General features: G+C 43.8%; 15 protein-coding genes. 4 read left to right on the top strand and 11 right to left on the bottom strand.

Going from position 1 to position 17,745, the window contains the following annotated elements:
- Positions 1 to 39 precede the first annotated feature (39 nt).
- The 4 genes from AACU32_RS38400 to AACU32_RS38385 all read right to left on the bottom strand — a co-directional run bounded on the left by AACU32_RS38400 (position 40) and on the right by AACU32_RS38385 (position 4,529).
- Positions 40 to 909, bottom strand: a complete 870-nt coding sequence (locus AACU32_RS38400; protein ID WP_096608359.1) for a zinc metalloprotease HtpX — start codon at positions 907 to 909, stop codon at positions 40 to 42.
- A 480-nt stretch (positions 910 to 1,389) separates the two neighbouring features.
- The gene (locus AACU32_RS38395) at positions 1,390 to 1,986 is read right to left on the bottom strand and encodes a Uma2 family endonuclease (RefSeq protein WP_096607463.1); all 597 of its coding nucleotides are present in this window, start codon (positions 1,984 to 1,986) and stop codon (positions 1,390 to 1,392) included.
- Between the two features lie 186 nt (positions 1,987 to 2,172).
- Positions 2,173 to 3,408 carry an LL-diaminopimelate aminotransferase gene (locus AACU32_RS38390; RefSeq protein ID WP_096607462.1) on the bottom strand — a complete coding sequence of 412 codons (1,236 nt, stop codon included), beginning with the start codon at positions 3,406 to 3,408 and terminating at the stop codon, positions 2,173 to 2,175.
- Between the two features lie 593 nt (positions 3,409 to 4,001).
- On the bottom strand, positions 4,002 to 4,529 hold the full coding sequence (locus tag AACU32_RS38385) for an adenylate kinase (protein ID WP_096607461.1): 528 nt from the start codon (positions 4,527 to 4,529) through the stop codon (positions 4,002 to 4,004).
- 427 nt (positions 4,530 to 4,956) lie between these two features.
- Here AACU32_RS38385 and AACU32_RS38380 point away from each other — a divergent pair, with 427 nt between their 5' ends.
- Positions 4,957 to 5,982 (top strand): 2-hydroxyacid dehydrogenase, encoded by a 1,026-nt coding sequence (locus tag AACU32_RS38380; RefSeq protein WP_096607460.1) that lies wholly within the window; start codon positions 4,957 to 4,959, stop codon positions 5,980 to 5,982.
- 438 nt (positions 5,983 to 6,420) lie between these two features.
- Here AACU32_RS38380 and AACU32_RS38375 read toward each other — a convergent pair whose 3' ends face one another.
- From AACU32_RS38375 to AACU32_RS38355, 5 genes are all read right to left on the bottom strand, one after another.
- Positions 6,421 to 7,773: an FAD-dependent oxidoreductase gene (locus AACU32_RS38375; protein ID WP_096607459.1), complete on the bottom strand. Its 1,353-nt coding sequence runs from the start codon at positions 7,771 to 7,773 to the stop codon at positions 6,421 to 6,423.
- A 109-nt stretch (positions 7,774 to 7,882) separates the two neighbouring features.
- The gene (locus tag AACU32_RS38370; RefSeq protein WP_096607458.1) at positions 7,883 to 8,632 is read right to left on the bottom strand and encodes an SDR family NAD(P)-dependent oxidoreductase; all 750 of its coding nucleotides are present in this window, start codon (positions 8,630 to 8,632) and stop codon (positions 7,883 to 7,885) included.
- A gap of 212 nt (positions 8,633 to 8,844) precedes the next feature.
- Entirely contained in the window at positions 8,845 to 9,972 is a 1,128-nt protein-coding gene (locus AACU32_RS38365; protein ID WP_096607457.1) for a Gfo/Idh/MocA family protein, read from the bottom strand.
- A gap of 61 nt (positions 9,973 to 10,033) precedes the next feature.
- The gene (locus AACU32_RS38360; protein ID WP_096607456.1) at positions 10,034 to 10,501 is read right to left on the bottom strand and encodes a DUF4870 domain-containing protein; all 468 of its coding nucleotides are present in this window, start codon (positions 10,499 to 10,501) and stop codon (positions 10,034 to 10,036) included.
- 51 nt (positions 10,502 to 10,552) lie between these two features.
- Positions 10,553 to 11,716, bottom strand: a complete 1,164-nt coding sequence (locus tag AACU32_RS38355) for a DUF1822 family protein (RefSeq protein WP_096607455.1) — start codon at positions 11,714 to 11,716, stop codon at positions 10,553 to 10,555.
- A 24-nt stretch (positions 11,717 to 11,740) separates the two neighbouring features.
- Between AACU32_RS38355 and AACU32_RS38350 the strand changes: the two genes are divergently transcribed.
- Positions 11,741 to 12,355 carry a hypothetical protein gene (locus AACU32_RS38350; RefSeq protein WP_339378614.1) on the top strand — a complete coding sequence of 205 codons (615 nt, stop codon included), beginning with the start codon at positions 11,741 to 11,743 and terminating at the stop codon, positions 12,353 to 12,355.
- On the opposite strand, the gene AACU32_RS38345 is transcribed toward AACU32_RS38350, so the two are convergent.
- Positions 12,291 to 13,466 (bottom strand): sigma-70 family RNA polymerase sigma factor, encoded by a 1,176-nt coding sequence (locus tag AACU32_RS38345; RefSeq protein WP_096607453.1) that lies wholly within the window; start codon positions 13,464 to 13,466, stop codon positions 12,291 to 12,293. The genes AACU32_RS38350 and AACU32_RS38345 overlap by 65 nt on opposite strands.
- A gap of 81 nt (positions 13,467 to 13,547) precedes the next feature.
- Between AACU32_RS38345 and AACU32_RS38340 the strand changes: the two genes are divergently transcribed.
- Both AACU32_RS38340 and AACU32_RS38335 read left to right on the top strand, forming a co-directional pair.
- The gene (locus AACU32_RS38340; RefSeq protein ID WP_339378613.1) at positions 13,548 to 13,769 is read left to right on the top strand and encodes a hypothetical protein; all 222 of its coding nucleotides are present in this window, start codon (positions 13,548 to 13,550) and stop codon (positions 13,767 to 13,769) included.
- A gap of 300 nt (positions 13,770 to 14,069) precedes the next feature.
- A complete protein-coding gene (locus AACU32_RS38335) occupies positions 14,070 to 14,546 on the top strand; it encodes a hypothetical protein (protein ID WP_096607451.1) in 477 nt (158 codons plus the stop codon).
- A gap of 384 nt (positions 14,547 to 14,930) precedes the next feature.
- Here AACU32_RS38335 and AACU32_RS38330 read toward each other — a convergent pair whose 3' ends face one another.
- Entirely contained in the window at positions 14,931 to 17,681 is a 2,751-nt protein-coding gene (locus AACU32_RS38330) for a cation-translocating P-type ATPase (protein WP_096607449.1), read from the bottom strand.
- Between the last annotated feature and the right edge of the window lie 64 nt (positions 17,682 to 17,745).

The raw sequence follows: 17,745 nt of genomic DNA, 5'->3' as shown, positions 1-17,745 counted from the left end.
TGCGATATCCTTTGGCTATGGTTGACGGTTGACTGTTGACTAATAAACTGTTGTGGTTAGTTCTCGTTCTAATTTGAGTAATTCTTCTACACGCGCATCTGTGGCGGGGTGGCTGGAGAATAAGTTACCTAAAAACTGTCCAGAGATGGGGTTGATGATTAACAATGGCTCAAAGGCTGGATTCCCATCTAAAGGTAACTGTTTGGCTGTCAGTTCTAGGCGTTGCAATGCTCTCGCTAAGGCGCGGGGATTACCTGTTAATCTTGCAGCACCAGCATCGGCGGAGAATTCTCTGGTGCGGGAAATTGCTAGTTGGATGATTGTGGCTGCAACAGGGGCAAGTATTACAGTTAACAACACTCCTAAGGGATTACCGCCTCTGTCATCATCGCGGGAACCACCGCCAAACCATAAACTGTAACTTACCATTTGCGCCAAGAAGGAGATTGCACCAGCAACTGTGGCTGCAACAGCTTGGGTTAAGGTGTCGCGGTTGATAATATGGGTGAGTTCGTGGGCAATTACGCCTTCTAGTTCATCTTCCGGTAATATCTGCAAAATCCCTTCTGTTACAGCAACAGCCGCGTGTTCTGGATCGCGTCCTGTGGCGAAAGCGTTGGCAGTTTGACCAGGAACAATATATACTCCCGGCATGGGAATTTTCGCGCGATCGCTTAATTTCTTCACCATGCGATACAGCCCCGGTGCTTGGGATTCTGTTACAGGCTGGGCGCGATATACAGCCAGGGCAATTTTATCTGATTGATACCAAGAAAATAGATTTGTAACTGCTGCTAAACCTATACCTATAATTAAACCACTGCTGCCACCAATTACCCAGTAACTAATTGCAATTAACAAACCACTGAGAGTAGCTAGCAATACTAAAGTTTTGAATTGATTTCCCATATTATGCTCTCCTGGTAATGCTGTAATTGATGTTTTAGACAACAGCATTATTTAAGTCGCTCTTTGATCTTACCTAGCTCATCCCTAATTTAGATTACAGAAAACCTCCCATTGAAGTACGGTTTTCCCACGTTATTGATGCCAATGTCATCAAAGGTACATAAAAGGATTTAGTTTTTTTAATGCTTTTTTTACCAAAAAATTAGACAGCAAATATCATAATCAACAGCATCTATCTATGGTATTGAATTTAATAAATAGGAAATAAAAATCTATGAATAAAATTCCTCAAATTACGTTTAAACCGCAGAGGACGCTCCAGAGCGCAGAGAAAAAACAGATTGCTCACAGAAGTGTTGAAACTCACTAATCGGGGAATGTGGGGAGTTTTCTTTCCCATCTTTGCCCAATGCCCAATGACGGCAGTTGCTATAACGGGGGGAACCCCCGCAACGCACTGCCTCCCCAATGCCCATTAACTTATTTCTGGAGTGCTTGTTGAAATGTCTTGATTGCATCAACATGATTTACTATATTGATGCAACGTACTAATAAGTCCAAATCGATTCCTTTGACTTCTTCACTACTGGAAATTTTTTCATACTCAAGTGTATTGCCTTCTCCACGCAGGTGATAGACTTCTAGTACTCCATCTTCCCAAAACCACACTTCTTTTATTTTCAGTCGTTTGTAAGCTTCTAACTTGTTGATACCGCCACTGGTAAATACTACTTCGATCGCCAAATCGGGACGCACTCGACCAGGAGCAAGTTTATAAGATTCATCCGCCTCTCGCTTGACGGCGACTCCTTCATTTTCCAGGGTCATTGAACCAGTTGGAGTAAAGTCAAATCCTGCCATCAACAGGTAAAGCTCTAACAAAGCAGCAATTCTCTTTTTAACGGTTTCGTGGGGTTCTCCAGGCATTCGTCGAATCTCCAAAATTCCATCCAGGAACGATAACCGATATCCTGGACGATCTAACAATTGCTCAACGGCTTTGAATTCTCTCCAAGTCAGTCCCTCAAACAGAAGGGGTGATTCTTTTGGTAGTGTGGCAATCGTTGCTAGGGTCATGTAAGTCTCCAGTTGGTTTCCAGATTAGAAGTAATCAGGTTTGGAGGGCGATCGCTCTATTCTAACTGATCAATAAACTTCCGTACCTTCATCTCATGAGGGGTCAGATCCCCGACTTCTTGAAGAAGTCGGGGATCTTTTAGTGCATGAAAATTAATGTGGTGGAATACGCGATCGCATCATAGTTTATAAAGACAAGCCGGTGGTAATCCGCTGCATTGCTTCTTCTACATTCTCCCGGCTATTAAATGCAGAGATGCGGAAGTAACCTTCGCCAGCCGCGCCAAAGCCAGAACCAGGAGTTCCGACGACGTTGACGTTTTGTAGTAATTTATCGAAAAATTCCCAACTGGATAAACCATTGGGAGTTTTCACCCAAACGTAAGGTGCATTCACGCCACCATATACTGACAATCCTGCGGCTGTTAGCTTCTCGCGGATAATTGTGGCATTTTCTAAATAAAAGCTGACTAATCCTTTAATTTGCGCCTGTCCTTCTGGGGAGTAAACCGCCTCTGCACCCCGTTGGACAATGTAAGATACACCATTAAACTTGGTAGACTGGCGGCGATTCCACAACTTCCACAGTTCGACATCGGAACCATCAGCGGCTTTAGCTGTTAATGTCTTGGGAACGACAGTTAAGGCGCAACGAGTTCCGGTAAAGCCTGCATTTTTGGAGAAGGAACGAAACTCAATCGCCACATCTCTTGCACCTTCTATTTCATAAATAGAATGAGGAATTGCGGGGTCAGTGATGTATGCTTCATAGGCAGCATCAAAGAAGATAATCGAGTTATTCGCTTTCGCATAGTCTACCCATGCTTTCAGGTGTTCTTTGCTTGCAGTTGCACCGGTGGGATTATTGGGGAAGCAAAGATAAATTAAATCAACTTTTTGGGCAGGTATCTCTGCGGTAAAGTTATTCTCGGCGGTAATGGGGAGATAAACTAAGCCGCCAAACTCGCCTTTGTCGTTAGCGTCACCTGTATTACCCGCCATGACATTAGTATCTACGTAGACAGGATAAACCGGATCGGTAACTGCGATCGCATTATCATGACCAAATATTTCTAAAATATTCCCTGTATCGCACTTAGAACCATCAGAAATAAAAATTTCCTCGGCGGAGATATCCGCCCCCCGTGCTTGGAAATCTTGCGCCGCAATCTTTTCCCTTAACCAAGCATAACCTTGTTCGGGGCCATAGCCTTTAAAAGTAGCGCGATCGCCCATTTCCTCTACAGCCTTAATCATCGCTGTGCGACAAGCTTCTGGTAGAGGTTCTGTGACATCGCCAATCCCCAAGCGGATAATTTTAGCATCAGGATTGGCTTGGGCAAAGGCATTTACCCGCCGTGCAATTTCGGGAAATAGATAACCTGCTTTCAGCTTTAGGTAGTTGTCGTTAATCGTTGCCATAGTAGATTAAGAAAATGCCATCACAAGCTTACTGCGAACAGATTACAAATTATAAAGTTTTGTGCTGATTCCCGAATTGTTCACAGCCAGTGACATCACCGCAGGTGTAATATTGGTGACCACAAACGTGATTTACCTAGGGGTTTAGCACTGCTCATTGGTGTCAACTTAACGTCGCCCGCCCGCCTCAGAATGAATTCTGAGTCTAAGAGGATGTTTGAAAAGTCCTGTCGTGGGTAGCAAAACGTTTGAGATCCCCCTAAATCCCCCTTAAAAAGGGGGACTTTGATTCTTTTCCCCCCTTTTTTAAGGGGGGTTAGGGGGGATCTATTAGTGCTAAGATACAGCCAACCACTTTTCAAACAACCTCTAATAGCAAAAGTCATCGTCAGATTCCTAAATATCCCTCAAAATTTTGAGTCTACTTCAGTAGGGGCGGGTTCACAGATATGCTCCAATAATTCACGACTATCTCGCTTAACCCGCCCCTACTTGAACTTTGGTCTTTGGAATTCATTCCCAGGCGGGCAAAAGCTATGTGATAAAGTAGCAAATGAAACCTTTAACTAATCAGGCGATCGCCAGAACACAAATTAGCAGTTAGTTTTAGTTTCAATTAATTCAAAAAATTGCGAAATATCTTGAGTCGAGCGAATGTGATAAACACTTTTGCTGCTTTGAGCCTGCTTAATATACTCACGATACTTTGGGGTCAAATATTTGTCACATAACCAAAGCACGCGGTAGCTAGTCAGCGAACTCTTCCATATTGGACTATTTTCCGGCCAGCCTGCTGGTGGTTTAAGGTAGCCTGTGATTAGTCGTTTAGTTACCCACCAGAAATGCACGTATAGAGGTAAATCGATAAATACCAGAGTATCCGCCTCGTTCAGTCTTGGCCAAAGGGTTTCTATTGAACCAAAGCCATCAATAATCCATCGGTCACTAACTAAAATTTCCTGATGGATGCGCTGATAGTCTTCATCTGGAACCTCAACACCCCCTGATTGATATTTAATCTTGTCTAAGATGTAAAGTGGTAAACCAGTGATTTGGGATAATCTGTTGCTGAGAGTTGATTTACCGCCTCCAGCATTGCCAAACACTGCTACTTTTTTCATTGCCACTCTCCTTTTAGTGCAATCAAGTCAGCTCATAGAATAGATTCAGTAAATTGCAAAGTTTTTCCAGAGAAAGTACATGAGAATTTTGTAACTTAACGTCTAAATTTTGTCAGGCGATCGCTTTGAGCAACACTTCATCAACAATAGTGCGTAGGCGTAGCCCGTCGTAGACATCGCTCATATTGTACAAATCCCTACATAAACTCGTAGACGCACAGTGGCTCCTCAAGAGACATCGCTATATACTGAAAACCCCTACAAAAAATAATTACGAATTACGAATTATAAAGTTTTGCTGTAATTCGACAATTGCCTGCATCCAGGTGAAAGTCTAGAACTGACATCATCACAGGAGCGATCGCGCTTTTTAAAGTCAAGCTATCATGTACTCGACAACTATGCAGCATCAAACCCAAAGTTTTGCATGAAAGTAGCAGTCTTCAGTACCAAAGCCTACGATCGGCAGTTTTTAGAAGCTGCAAATTCTGACAAACAGCACGATTTGGTATTCTTTGAACCCCGCCTCACAAGAGATACAGCCATCTTAGCCGCCGGATTTCCAGCGGTTTGTGTATTTGTACACGATCAGGTGGATGCTTCAACCTTAGAGGTTCTCGCTTCACACGGAACTCGTCTGATAGCCCTCCGCTGTGCAGGGTTTAACAATGTAGACTTAAATACCGCAGCGGATTTAGGAATTACAGTTGTGCGTGTACCTGCCTACTCACCCTATGGGGTCGCAGAACACGCGGTAGGATTAATTTTGAGCCTGAATCGCAAAATTCATCACGCCTATAGCCGCGTGCGCGAAGGCAATTTTTCCCTCAATAGATTGTTGGGATTTAACCTCAATGGACGTACCGTGGGAGTTATCGGTACAGGGAAAATCGGTTTAATTTTAGGGCAAATCATGAAAGGGTTTGGCTGTCACCTCCTGGCTTATGATGTGTATCACAACCCAGAATTAGAAGCATTGGGTGGCAAGTATGTAGAATTACCAGAATTATTTGCCAACTCTGATATTATCTCTCTCCATTGCCCCCTGACTGAGGAAACCCATCACTTGATCGACGAGCAAGCGATCGCCCAGATGAAACCTGGGATGATGATCATTAACACTAGTCGAGGTGCGCTGATTGATACCGAAGCGGTAATTGAAGGGTTGAAATCTGGTCAAATCGGTTATCTTGGTGTCGATGTATACGAGCAAGAATCAGAATTGTTCTTTGAAGATTTGTCTGGTGAAATCATCCAAGATGATGTTTTCCAGCACCTCACAACATTTCCCAACGTGCTAATCACTGGACACCAAGCCTTCTTTACAGAAGAAGCTTTGCGTAATATTTCGGATACAACAATGTCTAATATTGCCGACATTGAACAGGGTCGTCCCTGTCACAACGAAATCCGCGCCCAACCGCAAGCTGAAAATAAGGTATTGGTGAAGTAAACCTGAAGAAGAACAAGAAGATTTTGCTTTTTGTTCTTCTTTGGGACTTCCAAATAAAAAAACACTCAACCACCTAATACCAATTTAAATAGTGTTCGCGGCACATCAATATATTCTAGAGGGCATGGCAATGCCCATTGGTGTCAACTTAAGCTAAAAGGCTTATTCCACAGGCATTTTACCCCACCCCTTAATCCCCTCCCCGTGAACGGGGAGGGGACGTTTTGGCTTTAGACAAAACTGGGGTGGGGTAATGCGGATCTTGATGGTAGACGATTTGAGGCAAAATCAATTCCTGATAAGGCTTTCGCCTTAAGTTGACACGTATGGGCATTGCCATGCCCCTACCATCTGTCGCATTCTTTTTTTAAATTGGTATAACGCAAAAAATCTCTCAAACCCTCATTCCTCTGCGTCCTCTGTGTCTCTGTGGTTAGTTTATTCACCGAGCAGCAACCGTGCCAGACTGGGTAAAGCTTCCCCATAGGTGGGATGGATGTGAACCGATCGCTCTAACAACTGCCAAGTTGCGCCTGCTTCCATCAGGGATAAAAATACATGGACTAGTTCAGCAGTTTCATACCCCACCAGGGTTGCGCCCAGGATTTTGTCTGTATCGCTGTCGATTACCAGGCGATAAAATCCCAGGTCATGCCCCCACTCGATGGCACGGGCAATTTGGCTCATAGGTAAGGTGACAGCACGGGCGTTGATGCCTTGTTTTTGAGCTTGTTCTAAGGTCATACCCACTCGCCCCACCTGGGGTTCTGTGTAGACTGCATAGCCCAGGACGCGATCGCTTCTTGTCCGGTTTTCTCCAGACAAAATTGCTTTTAAGCGGCGATAGTCTTCCCACGACACATGGGTAAAGGCAGGCTGTTTGGCAGCATCCCCGATGGCATAGACTCCAGAACAGGTGGTATGGAACTGGTCATCAATTTTAATAAACCCGTGATCGTCTAGCTCAATTTTGCTGGCGGCGGCATTTAATGCACTGGTATTGGGTTTTCGTCCAATCACAACCAACAAGGCTTCCCCCTGGAGTTGTTCGCCATTGCTCAGGGTTAAACTAAACAGATTATTCTCGTGGGCGACGTGATTTACATTGACTCCAAAGTGCAGATGAATTCCATCCTGCTTTAATGCTTCTGCTAAGACCTCGCTGACATCAGACTCTTCTTGCCCCAGAACGCGATCGCCCCGCACAATTAAGTGAGTTTGGCTGCCCAACCGCGCTAGTCCTTGTCCCAATTCCAAGCCAATATAGCCGCCGCCAATCACTAATAAACGGGGTGGTAAAGTGTTCAAGTCAAAAAAATTGCGGTTGGTCAAATAGGGAGTGCCGACAAGTCCGGGAATATCAGGAATCAGCGCTGACGTGCCTGTGTTAATGATTACCAAAGGAGCCTGAAGGGTAACATCCCCACCTTTAACCGTCCGTTCACCCACAAAAGCAGCTTCGCCACAAATGACTTTGACACCCGCAGTTTCTAATCGCTGGCGAACTCCCTGATTAAAGCTGCTGCGGATTTCCCGAACTCGCTCCATGACAGCCGGAAAATCCACCTCCACCTGTGTGTGGATGCCTAACTTCTTAGCCTGACGCGATCGCCCAGCTGCATGAGCCGCTGCTAAGAACGCTTTAGACGGAGTGCAGCCATAGTTGATACAACTGCCGCCTAAAGCATCTCGCTCAAACAAGACAACCCTACATCCCTCATTGGCAAAATCAGCCGCCAGTGGAATGCCTCCTTGACCACTGCCGATGACAATGACATCTGCTGTTTCCATCAGCGCTCAACTCCTTGGAGATAGTTTGCTTTCATCACAATCTCATACTCAAAGTTAAAAACTCTCTGCCCATTGAGGTAGGGTTTGAATTGAGTTATGACATCTCAAGCTAGCGAAGCCCACCCGTGATGTACAGGGTTTCGCCAGTAATCCAGGCGGAATCGGCACAAGCAAGGAAGACAACGGCAGGGGCGATGTCCTGTGGCTGTCCAATGCGACCTAGCGGTGTTTGCGCTTCAGCTTGTTGGCGACCTTCGCTTTCGGTAATTCCGGCTGTGTGCGTACCTTCTGTTTCCACCATACCAGGATTGATGGAGTTGACACGGATGCGGCGGGGGCCCAATTCTTTGGCTAGGGACTTCGTGATGGCATCAACAGCCGCTTTGGTAGCGTTATAGATTGAGGCATTCGGGGGTGTCAGGGTGCTGACGATGGAACTAATATTGATAATGCTGCCGCCCGCCGAGCCGAAGTGCTTTACAGCTTGTTGTGAAGTGAGGATCAATCCCAGGACATTGATATCGAATTGCTTATGGAAGTGCGCTTCTGTGATGTCTTCCAGTGGGGCAAATTCATAAATTCCCGCATTGTTGACTAAAATATCAACCCTGCCGAATGCTTGCTGTGTCTCTGTAAATAGATGTTCAATCTCTGCTTTTTTGGCAACATTTGCCTGGACTGCGATCGCCTTACCGCCCTTGCTGACAATCTCGTCAACCACGCGATTGGCTCCTTCTTGGCTCGATGCGTAGTTGACGACAACACTTGCACCTTCTGCTGCCAGATGTTTGGCGATCGCAGCACCGATGCCTTTAGAAGCACCTGTAACGACTGCGATTTTCCCCTCTAGTTTTGTCATGCTTGTGATTCCTGTGGTTGTTGGGCTGAAAATATCTATCCGTAACAGGTGCAAACTTATACCAATTTGAAAAAAGAATGCGACAGATTGCAGGGGCACTACCGTGCCCTTACGTGTGTATTAGACTCAACCGATAACCGCTATATCTGGTTCAAATATGTGAAAACTGCTGTAAAATCCTTCTGCGAGACTAAGAAGAGTTGGGGAGAGGTTTATTTACCGATAAGACTTTCCAAACTTGGTACATTTACCCAGCTTGCTGTTTTATGGGATTCATGGGATAAATCCATCAATAATTGGGAGTAAACTCCTTCTCGCAGTGATGGGACTATTTGTTGCTGGCTGTAAATTCCTTGTACCCATCGATCTACTACGCGGATAAATGCAGAAATGCGTCCATCGGCGTGGTTTTCGGAAAACATCAATTCTGATGGGATTTCGATTTCCGTTAAGGCTTTACCTGGTTGGGAACCCCAAACCCGAAAACCGTGGATGTAATCTTTTTGATTTTCACTACCTAAAACTAAAGTACCGCGATCGCCATATACTTCTACCCAATGGGTTCTCGGTGCATGGACAACTGCACTAATGGTAAGTTGGCAAGGTGTACCATCTGCTAATTCCAAACTCAGCACACAGGTGTCATCTGTATTTACTGGCTTGTTTTCGCCGCTAGCAGGATCAAGGCGTGTGGGAATGGCGGTAGTCAAATGGGCGTTTAATCGGCGTACAGGGCCAAATAACCAGTATATATAATCAAAGGCGTGGGAACCTAAAGATCCTAATGCACCGCCTCCTTTATCTTGAGAAGAATACCAATTCCAAGGGCGAGAAGCATCTGCACGAGAAGAACCTAACCAATCAATTCTAATTAAACGCTTGTTTCCCACATAGTCTGCGGATAATAGTTGTGAAAACTTTAGCCATCCGGGAACAAAGCGAAATTCAAAGTCTACTGTGGCGATCGCGCCGTTTGTTTGGGCTAACTGATAAAGTTCCTTCGCTTCAGTGACATTTAAGGCTGTAGGTTTTTCCAGTAATAAATGTTTCCCCGCTTGCAGTACTGTTTTTGCCATTTCATAATGCAAAAATGGTGGGGTAGCGATGGTGACTGCTTTGACTTGTGGTAACTTCACGATATCTGCAATTGTATCGCAGGCATTGGGGATACCATGAGATTGTGCGATCGCTTTGGCTTTATTGATATCTCGATGATAAACAGCCACCACCTCAGTTTGCGGATGTGCTTGCAATCCGGGAATGTGGACTTTCTGTCCAAATCCTGTACCCACAATCGCCACGCCAATCTTTTCTGGATTTGTTTGTAATCTCGCAACCATAAGGAATACAATTATTTTGACTATTGACTATTGACTATTGACTATTGACTAAAGGCATATTTCATCTTAAAAATCTAATTGTCCAAGGATAGCGATAATGTTCACCTTTATAAGCTTTGAATGCTGCAAAATTAACTAAGAAAAATTGGATTAATATCATTACTGATGTTAATGAAAGCCATACCATTAATAAAGTATCTAAAAGTGTTTGTATCTCTTTCCCCGTACTATTAGTAGTTACAGCAATCCCGCATATAGTTAGCATCATCAACAAGGATACAATAATGACAATCAAAATATAAAATGTCAGCGAGATTTGAAAATTTAAAGATTCTTTACCTTGGAAATCAACCCAAGAAGATTTGGTTTTATACAATCGCCAAATAATTAGGGGTAGGAAAATATTCAGGGGTAAATATAAAGGAATACCGAGAAATACTAAAAAAAATAACAGCATCCAAGCTAATAAAGCCGAAAGATGGCAAAACATCGCCCAGACACGCATTTGTTGTTGGGGTTTTTCTCTCATGGCTTTTTATTTATGGCTGGATTGAGCAAATAAAAAAAGCCAAACCAACGTTTAAAATTTGAGTATTTCTCGGTCATAGTTTTCCGGGAGGGGTTCTATTTCCCAGACTATACCTTCACCTGGTTCTAGAGCAACTTCTACGAAAAGTTGTTCGACGGCAGTTGTGGCGGTATCCTCGTTGTTAGGGAAGGATTGTAAATCTTCGGTGAGTAGTCGCAGTTTAAAGCCACCGGGGATGGCTGCACCTACTGTAGCGTTACGCAGTTCAAACCGCCAAATAGGTGCATCGGGTTCGCCTTGGGGGATGACTAAGAGTTCGTATGTTTGACCAGCGATCGCCAGTTGCCGAGAAACGATAGAATCTGATGGTGTTTCTTCCACACCTCTACCACCAACAAAACTCAATTGCAAATTCCAGCGTCCCCAACCGATAGTTTCCGCTGCCCCAGAAACGCCGCTTTGCAACCATTGCAAAACAGACCATTGTTCTGGTAATCCTAAACGTTGTTGATATAAGCTTTGTCGCCAACCCCCATGTTCAATTAACCCACCCCAAAGTTGAAAAGGGATGGCTAAACGGGGTGTCAGCACTTCGGACTTTCCCAAGCGAGCAATCAGGTTTTGGGCTTGTTGTTGTGGTAAACTCGGTAAAGGTAAAATGGCAGTGCGTGTGTTTGTTTGCGGGCAAAGTTCTTGAGTTACCGCTAAAACCCCAATATCATTTACAAGCTCAGTGCTATCTAAAGAATAAGTGCGATCGCCTGCATCATAATTGCCCCGATTCTTCAATTGTTCATGGGTACAGTAGCCCCAAACCCTAACATAGCCTTCATCTGGTTCTACCTGCACTGCTAAGTAATAATCACCAGCCCAACTAGGTAAATCCACCCATTCCTGTGGTACTCTTAATTCACTTAAATCTATTGTTTCACTGGGAACTAAAATCAATCGTCTTGTGTCTACTAGGATTGCGGTTCCATTTACCAGTTCCCAAAAACTAGGTAAAGCTGTGGTACTTGGCCAGACCTTTGCCTGCGGTGTAAAATCTTCTTGCAACCAAGGCAAGACTGCACTCAGGCAAAGTTCATTAATATAACCTTGATAGCGAGAAGTGGGGTTAGAAAAAGATGGACTCTGAATATCCGCTTGATTTTGGGCGTTAACGGGAATTTCTAAAATTAAATCACTGGGATTGGCAAAAGTTAATACAGTCATGGCGGTTCCTCCGGGATTTGTCAGTTGTCATTGGGCATTGGGCATTGGGCATTGGGTATTGGGCATTGGGCATTGGGCATTGGGCATTGGGCATTGGGCATTGGGCATTGGGCATTGGGCATTGGGCATTGGGCATTGGTGATTGAGTCTTTTAGTAATTCTGTTTTGTTGCTTCAATTACTATTCGGGGATACTCAATTACTATTCGGGGATACTCAATTGTTATTCGGGGAAACCCAATTGTTATTCGGGGATACTCAATTGCTATTCTGGGATACTCAATTGCTATTCTGGGATACTCAATTGCTATTCTGGGATACTCAATTGTTATTCTGGGAAACCCAATTGCTATTTTGGGAAACCCAATTGTTATTTGGGGAAACCCAATTGCTATTCTGGGAAACCCAATTGCTATTCTGGGAAACCCAATTGTTATTCTGGGAAACCCAATTGCTATTCTGGGAAACCCAATTGCTATTCTGGGAAACCCAATTGCTATTCTGGGAAACCCAATTGTTATTCTGGGAAACCCAATTGCTATTTCTACCTTCCAATGCCCCATGCCCCATACCCCTCATTCCAGAGATACACCGTAATAGTTTTGTAACCATTCTTCCATTACTGTACTCATACTCTTGAGTAGGTCTGGAGTAATTGAAATATGCAAGGAGTCTCTACTCCAAGTAGCTAAAGACCGCAGTAAGTTTTCCCTGGCTTTTGTCAATCGCCGTGAGACAGTGTACTGTTTGATTTCTAGTTGTTTGGCGATTTTATCCTGATTGAGACCTTGAGCGTAGTAAAGTTGGACAATCTGTTGCGCCTCTGGTTCTAATTGGGCGATCGCATCCGCTAAAATCTCATTAATTTCAGTTTGTTGCGAAGTTCTGGTTTGTTCTTCTTCTTGGGTAATAATGTCCTCAATTAATGATGGTTGTTGATTTCCTGGGAGATTATCGAGTACTTCCCAAGAATTATCTCCGCCTTTAGTTATATTGAGAGATTCCTGGGTGGGATAAAGATATTTGCGTGAAGTTTTAGCCGCATTGAGTAAGCACTTTTCTAAATTTTGGATATTGATCTGCTGGCTACTTTGAGAATTGTAAGCGTTGGCGATCGCTTCCCAGATGCGATCGTCTGGGCGAGAAAGCTGGCGCGAGGTTCCTTTGGCGGTGGGAACATAAAAGGTTTTAAAACAGTTCCACGCCAGGATGTAGCTCTGAACCTCATCTTTGGATAAACCCGCATATTCCAAAGCCTCCTGCAAACGCTTTTGCGAGATTTTGCGTAACATTCCCCAATCTGTACAGATATCAACTTCGTGACGTTGGCGTAAAGTTTCGCGGATCGCACTGGCAAAAATCGGGCTGGCGTAGTTTTTAAGAGTATAACCTTGACTAGAGTTAAAACCTTTGAGGACGCGATCAATTTGAGCGATCGCGATCTGAAAACAGTCTGATAACTGGTACTGCGTACTAGCAAAACCATTTACAGTTTTTAGCGCTACCCAATAGCAGGATTCTTGCAAGTAAGCAGTGAGATGTTGCTTTGCTAGGGACTGAGTTTCGGGAAGTTGCCAAAACTTATACCAATAAAGTGCCCAAAAGTATTCCGAACTTTCTTGCGGTGTGCGTTTGAGACAACTTCGCATACTGCTACGCAATTTTGATTCTGTCGCCCAATGACTGAAGCGATCGGCAACAAATTGCACAAAAGTTGAAAAAGTTTCAATGATGCTTTGCCGAGGGTGCATAAAAAACGTGAAGCCTACCTAGAGAAGTAGTGAAGGCGTTTAAGAGTGCCTCCACAAACTTTACTACACCAAATGAGAATCATGTTGCGACTTTCAATGAAATCTTTAGCACTTGGTGGTATGGTAGCCCTTTCTACAGCAACTAGTGCTTTTGCGCAAATACCTGTGCTACAAAATTTACATTTAACTCAAGTACCAAGCTTTAATTGTGTTCCCCATCTTCAAACTTACACTGTCAAGCCTTTACCTGGATTTCTCACAAAATTTTCAAACTTAAGTTTTCTCGTTGTTAATAAATCGTAGGGGCGGGTTAAGCCAGATATTCACGGATGATGGGAGCATATCTGTGAACCCGCCCCTACAGCTTGTGAGAAATGCGGGTTTAGATAACCGTCAAGCTCAAGGTATCCGTTGCGTCAAATTGAGTGAAGGTGGACGAGGAAAAAGTTAACTCCTGTGACTGGCGGTTTTGATGTTACAGGTGCTTGGAGTGAAAAATGGCGGTAATAAATTGGTAAATTATCAGTCCTAATTTCCGCCAATATCTATCTATTATTTTCAGCAAATACAGAAATAAACTACTAAGATTGGAGACCTAATACAATGTTGAAACGTTCTTTAATGATTGCTGCTTCTAGTGTAAGTTTAGCTGCTGCACTACTCAGTCCGGCTTTGGCTGCACCTGCTGATTTCGTTGGAACTTGGGTTAATAAAGATAGTAACACTCGTGGTGTAACTCGCTTAGTTGTCACCTCAGCAGGTAGCAATAAATTAAACATTCAAGTATTTGGTAAATGTCATCCCACAGATTGTGATTGGGGAACAACATCAGTTGTCACCTATGGTCTAAATGTGCAAGATACAAACCACACTTATGCAACAGCTAACTACAATAAAGGTTTTTCCAACACATTATTAACCTTAGACAATGCTGGCTCTCAAATTATGTTGCAAAGCTTCACTCAATTTTTAGATAATAGTGGTCGGCAAAATTATTATGCTCGTGACTACTTTCAAAAATCTCTAAAAGTGAGAGTTACTCTGGATTTACCAACATATCGCATAAACCCAAGCAGATAAGTTAGATTTGCCAATTACAGGACTTAATATCTTCTGGTCAAGAGTCAATGGTCAAGGTTTTTTGGACATTTGACTCTTGTCTCTGGACGGTTTTTGCTGAAAGAATCTCACACTTACGTAATACCAATTTAATATGAAGTTGCATATATCTAGATCCCCCTAAATCCCCCTTAAAAAGGGGGACTTTGATTCTAGTTCCCCCCTTTTTAAGGGGGGCTAGGGGGGATCGAATTCTATGCAGCCTCATAAAAAATCGATATAAGTCCTAAATTATTACAAACCTCCTAATTAATACCAATTTGCAAAAAGAACGCGACAGATTGATTAACAGAACTCATACACAGAGACTAATCCAAAATCTAAAATCTAAAATCCAAATTGATATTAATTGAGCGGATCGAAATGCTGCAAGATGAGAGCTATGAACACTACTGGCAAGCCTACACCCATACAAATGAGAGCTTGGGTAAATGTTAAAGGTGTGGTATCAAACACTTGATTCATCATGCTCCACTGACTGAAAAGACATTGTAAAATCACTACAGTCACAATTCCAAAGGCAGGTGCATAGGCTACGGGTGTACGTTTACCTTGAATTCTGGCAACTAGAGATGGTAAAAACTGGCTAATGCTTAACAGGTAAAAGACTTCAGCCGCCACTAACCCATTAATTGCCATTGTTCGCGCCAATGGTTCATTGCCTGTAGTTTGAAGTATCCATTGAAACACCCCAAAAATTACCAGCCAATTGAAGACGGAAATCGCGATGATGCGCTTGAGTAACCCACCCGATAAAAGTCTTTCTCTGGGGTTGCGCGGTGGTTGTTGCATCACCTGTCCAGATTTTGGCTCAAAGGCGAGGGGAGCAATTAATGCTATTGAACTGACCATGTTAAGCCAGAGAATTTGGATTGGTAAAATGGGAAGCACGGTTGCCAGGAGAATGGCAATCAAAATCGTCATGGATTCTCCAACATTGATCGGCAGCAAGAAGGCGATCGCTTTTCGCAAGTTGCGGTAAACACTACGTCCTTCCTCCACAGCAGCTTCTATTGAGGCGAAGTTATCGTCAGTTAGCAGCATATCCGCCGATTCTTTGGCAACCTCTGCCCCAGCTATGCCCATCGCTACACCAATATCAGCCTGTTTGAGAGCAGGAGCATCGTTGACACCATCTCCAGTCATGGCCACAATTTCACCTTTGAGTTGCAACGCTTTCACCAGACGCAACTTTTGTTCTGGAGCAACTCGTGCAAATACCATGCCTTCCTCAGCTGCTTGGGTGAATTCTTTTTCATCCATCTGAGCTAATTGCCGTCCGGTGAATACCTGTGCTTCAGTCGAGCAAATTCCCATTTGGCGGGCGATCGCAGCTGCTGTTAGTGCATGGTCGCCTGTAATCATTTTTACCTGAATCCCAGCAGATTGACAAGCATTTACTGCGGCGATCGCTTCTGCGCGAGGCGGATCAATTATGCCTTGAAGTCCCAAAAACACCATTCCTTGAGCGATATTATGGCGCTCCAAAGATTGCTGAGCAGCAACTTCTTTTCTAGCAAAAGCTAGCACTCGTAAACCTTGCTTTGCCATGCCAGCAACTTCCTGTTCCACTGCGGCGGGATTAAGCGCAGCCTGTTGTCCTTGAGCGTTGAGCATGTAATCGCATCGTTGGAGAATTGCCTCTACAGAACCTTTGAGATAAATCACATTCAGCCTTCGCTTTGCATTTAACTCATGCAAAGTCGCCATGTATTGAAATTCAGACTCAAAGGGAATGGTATCTATTCTGGGTAATTCTTGTTCTAGATTTTCTCGTGTCAATCCTGCTTTATTAGCCGCAGTAATCAATGCTCCTTCGGTTGGGGTTCCGACTAAGTTCCACCGTTTGTCTCGCCATTCGATGTGAGAATCATTGCACAGTAATCCTGCTTCCAGGGATTCCCAAATAGCAATATGTCCATCTGCATTCAAATCAACGGGTTGCTGATTCATCAGGATTTCACCATCTGGAGCATAACCAATACCGCTAACGGTGTAATGTTGCCCACCTGCATAAATCTTTTGAACCGTCATCTGATTTTCGGTCAACGTGCCAGTTTTGTCAGAGCAAATAACGGTGGTACTTCCTAATGTTTCCACGGCGGGTAACTTGCGAATAATCGCATTACGTCGTGCCATCCGGGAAACCCCGATCGCCAAAGTGATAGTAACGATCGCAGGTAATCCTTCGGGAATCGCACTGACTACCAGAGCCACACTCGCTTTGAAAACATCAATCCAAGATTCGCCTTGTCCTAATCCGATTGCAAATGTCAAACCAGCCAAACCTAAAATGACATACAACAAGCTTTTGCTAAACTTGTCAATATTTCGTGTCAGCGGTGTTTTCAGATTTGTGCTGCTTTCAATTAACTGCGAGATGCGACCGGTTTGAGTAGCATCTGCGATCGCAACTACAATCCCTTCTCCCTGTCCAAAACTAACGAAACTTCCTGCATAGGCCATATTGCTGCGTTCGGCTAAGGGTGTTTCCACAGCCAACAATGAAGTTGCTTTCTCCACCGGAACAGATTCCCCTGTTAAAGCAGACTCATCAACTTGTAATCCACGCACACTTAATAACCGCAGATCCGCAGGTATTTTATCCCCAGAAGCTAGCAGTACCAAATCACCCAGAACAAGTTCAGTTGAAGCCAGACGGGTTTTTTGACCATCGCGAATCACAGTTGCTTCAGTAGTGACAGCTTTGGATAGAGCTGCGATCGCGCCTTCTGCTTTCGATTCTTGAATGTAACCAATGATGACATTAATCAGGGTGACACCAAAAATTACTCCCGCATCTATCCAATCTCGCAGCAGCAGCGTTACTACTCCCGCCGTCAGCAAAATATATAGTAGTGGTTGATTAAATTGCTCTAAAAATTTTAGCCAAGGACTTTTGCTACCTTTAGTAGTTATTTGATTTGCACCCATCTGTTGATGCCGTTTTGTAGCTTCTTTATCGGTCAAACCTGCTTCTGGATGGCTGGCTAAGGTTTGTAAAATTTGTTGTTCCGCCAGAGTATGCCATTCATAATTGAGTAAATCCTTTGTGGAATCAGCAAAAGTATTTTTAGCGATCGTATCTGCTGTCATCTCTGTCTCCAAAAAATAATTAGTAATTAACAGATTTCATCTGGATTTATCTGTTTGAATCTGT

Source organism: Calothrix sp. NIES-2100 (assembly GCF_963875285.1).
In the GTDB taxonomy this organism is placed as follows: domain Bacteria; phylum Cyanobacteriota; class Cyanobacteriia; order Cyanobacteriales; family Nostocaceae; genus Aulosira.
Note: the sequence above shows the minus strand (reverse complement) of the source record. Positions and strands in the feature narration are given on the sequence as shown.

Excerpts from the sequence above, each read along its gene's own strand:
- AACU32_RS38400 (WP_096608359.1), bottom strand. The coding sequence starts at position 909 with ATGGGAAATCAATTCAAAACTTTAGTATTGCTAGCTACTCTCAGTGGT.
- AACU32_RS38395 (WP_096607463.1), bottom strand. The coding sequence starts at position 1,986 with ATGACCCTAGCAACGATTGCCACACTACCAAAAGAATCACCCCTTCTG.
- AACU32_RS38390 (WP_096607462.1), bottom strand. The coding sequence starts at position 3,408 with ATGGCAACGATTAACGACAACTACCTAAAGCTGAAAGCAGGTTATCTA.
- AACU32_RS38385 (WP_096607461.1), bottom strand. The coding sequence starts at position 4,529 with ATGAAAAAAGTAGCAGTGTTTGGCAATGCTGGAGGCGGTAAATCAACT.
- AACU32_RS38380 (WP_096607460.1), top strand. The coding sequence starts at position 4,957 with ATGAAAGTAGCAGTCTTCAGTACCAAAGCCTACGATCGGCAGTTTTTA.
- AACU32_RS38375 (WP_096607459.1), bottom strand. The coding sequence starts at position 7,773 with ATGGAAACAGCAGATGTCATTGTCATCGGCAGTGGTCAAGGAGGCATT.
- AACU32_RS38370 (WP_096607458.1), bottom strand. The coding sequence starts at position 8,632 with ATGACAAAACTAGAGGGGAAAATCGCAGTCGTTACAGGTGCTTCTAAA.
- AACU32_RS38365 (WP_096607457.1), bottom strand. The coding sequence starts at position 9,972 with ATGGTTGCGAGATTACAAACAAATCCAGAAAAGATTGGCGTGGCGATT.
- AACU32_RS38360 (WP_096607456.1), bottom strand. The coding sequence starts at position 10,501 with ATGAGAGAAAAACCCCAACAACAAATGCGTGTCTGGGCGATGTTTTGC.
- AACU32_RS38355 (WP_096607455.1), bottom strand. The coding sequence starts at position 11,716 with ATGACTGTATTAACTTTTGCCAATCCCAGTGATTTAATTTTAGAAATT.
- AACU32_RS38345 (WP_096607453.1), bottom strand. The coding sequence starts at position 13,466 with ATGCACCCTCGGCAAAGCATCATTGAAACTTTTTCAACTTTTGTGCAA.
- AACU32_RS38340 (WP_339378613.1), top strand. The coding sequence starts at position 13,548 with ATGTTGCGACTTTCAATGAAATCTTTAGCACTTGGTGGTATGGTAGCC.
- AACU32_RS38335 (WP_096607451.1), top strand. The coding sequence starts at position 14,070 with ATGTTGAAACGTTCTTTAATGATTGCTGCTTCTAGTGTAAGTTTAGCT.
- AACU32_RS38330 (WP_096607449.1), bottom strand. The coding sequence starts at position 17,681 with ATGACAGCAGATACGATCGCTAAAAATACTTTTGCTGATTCCACAAAG.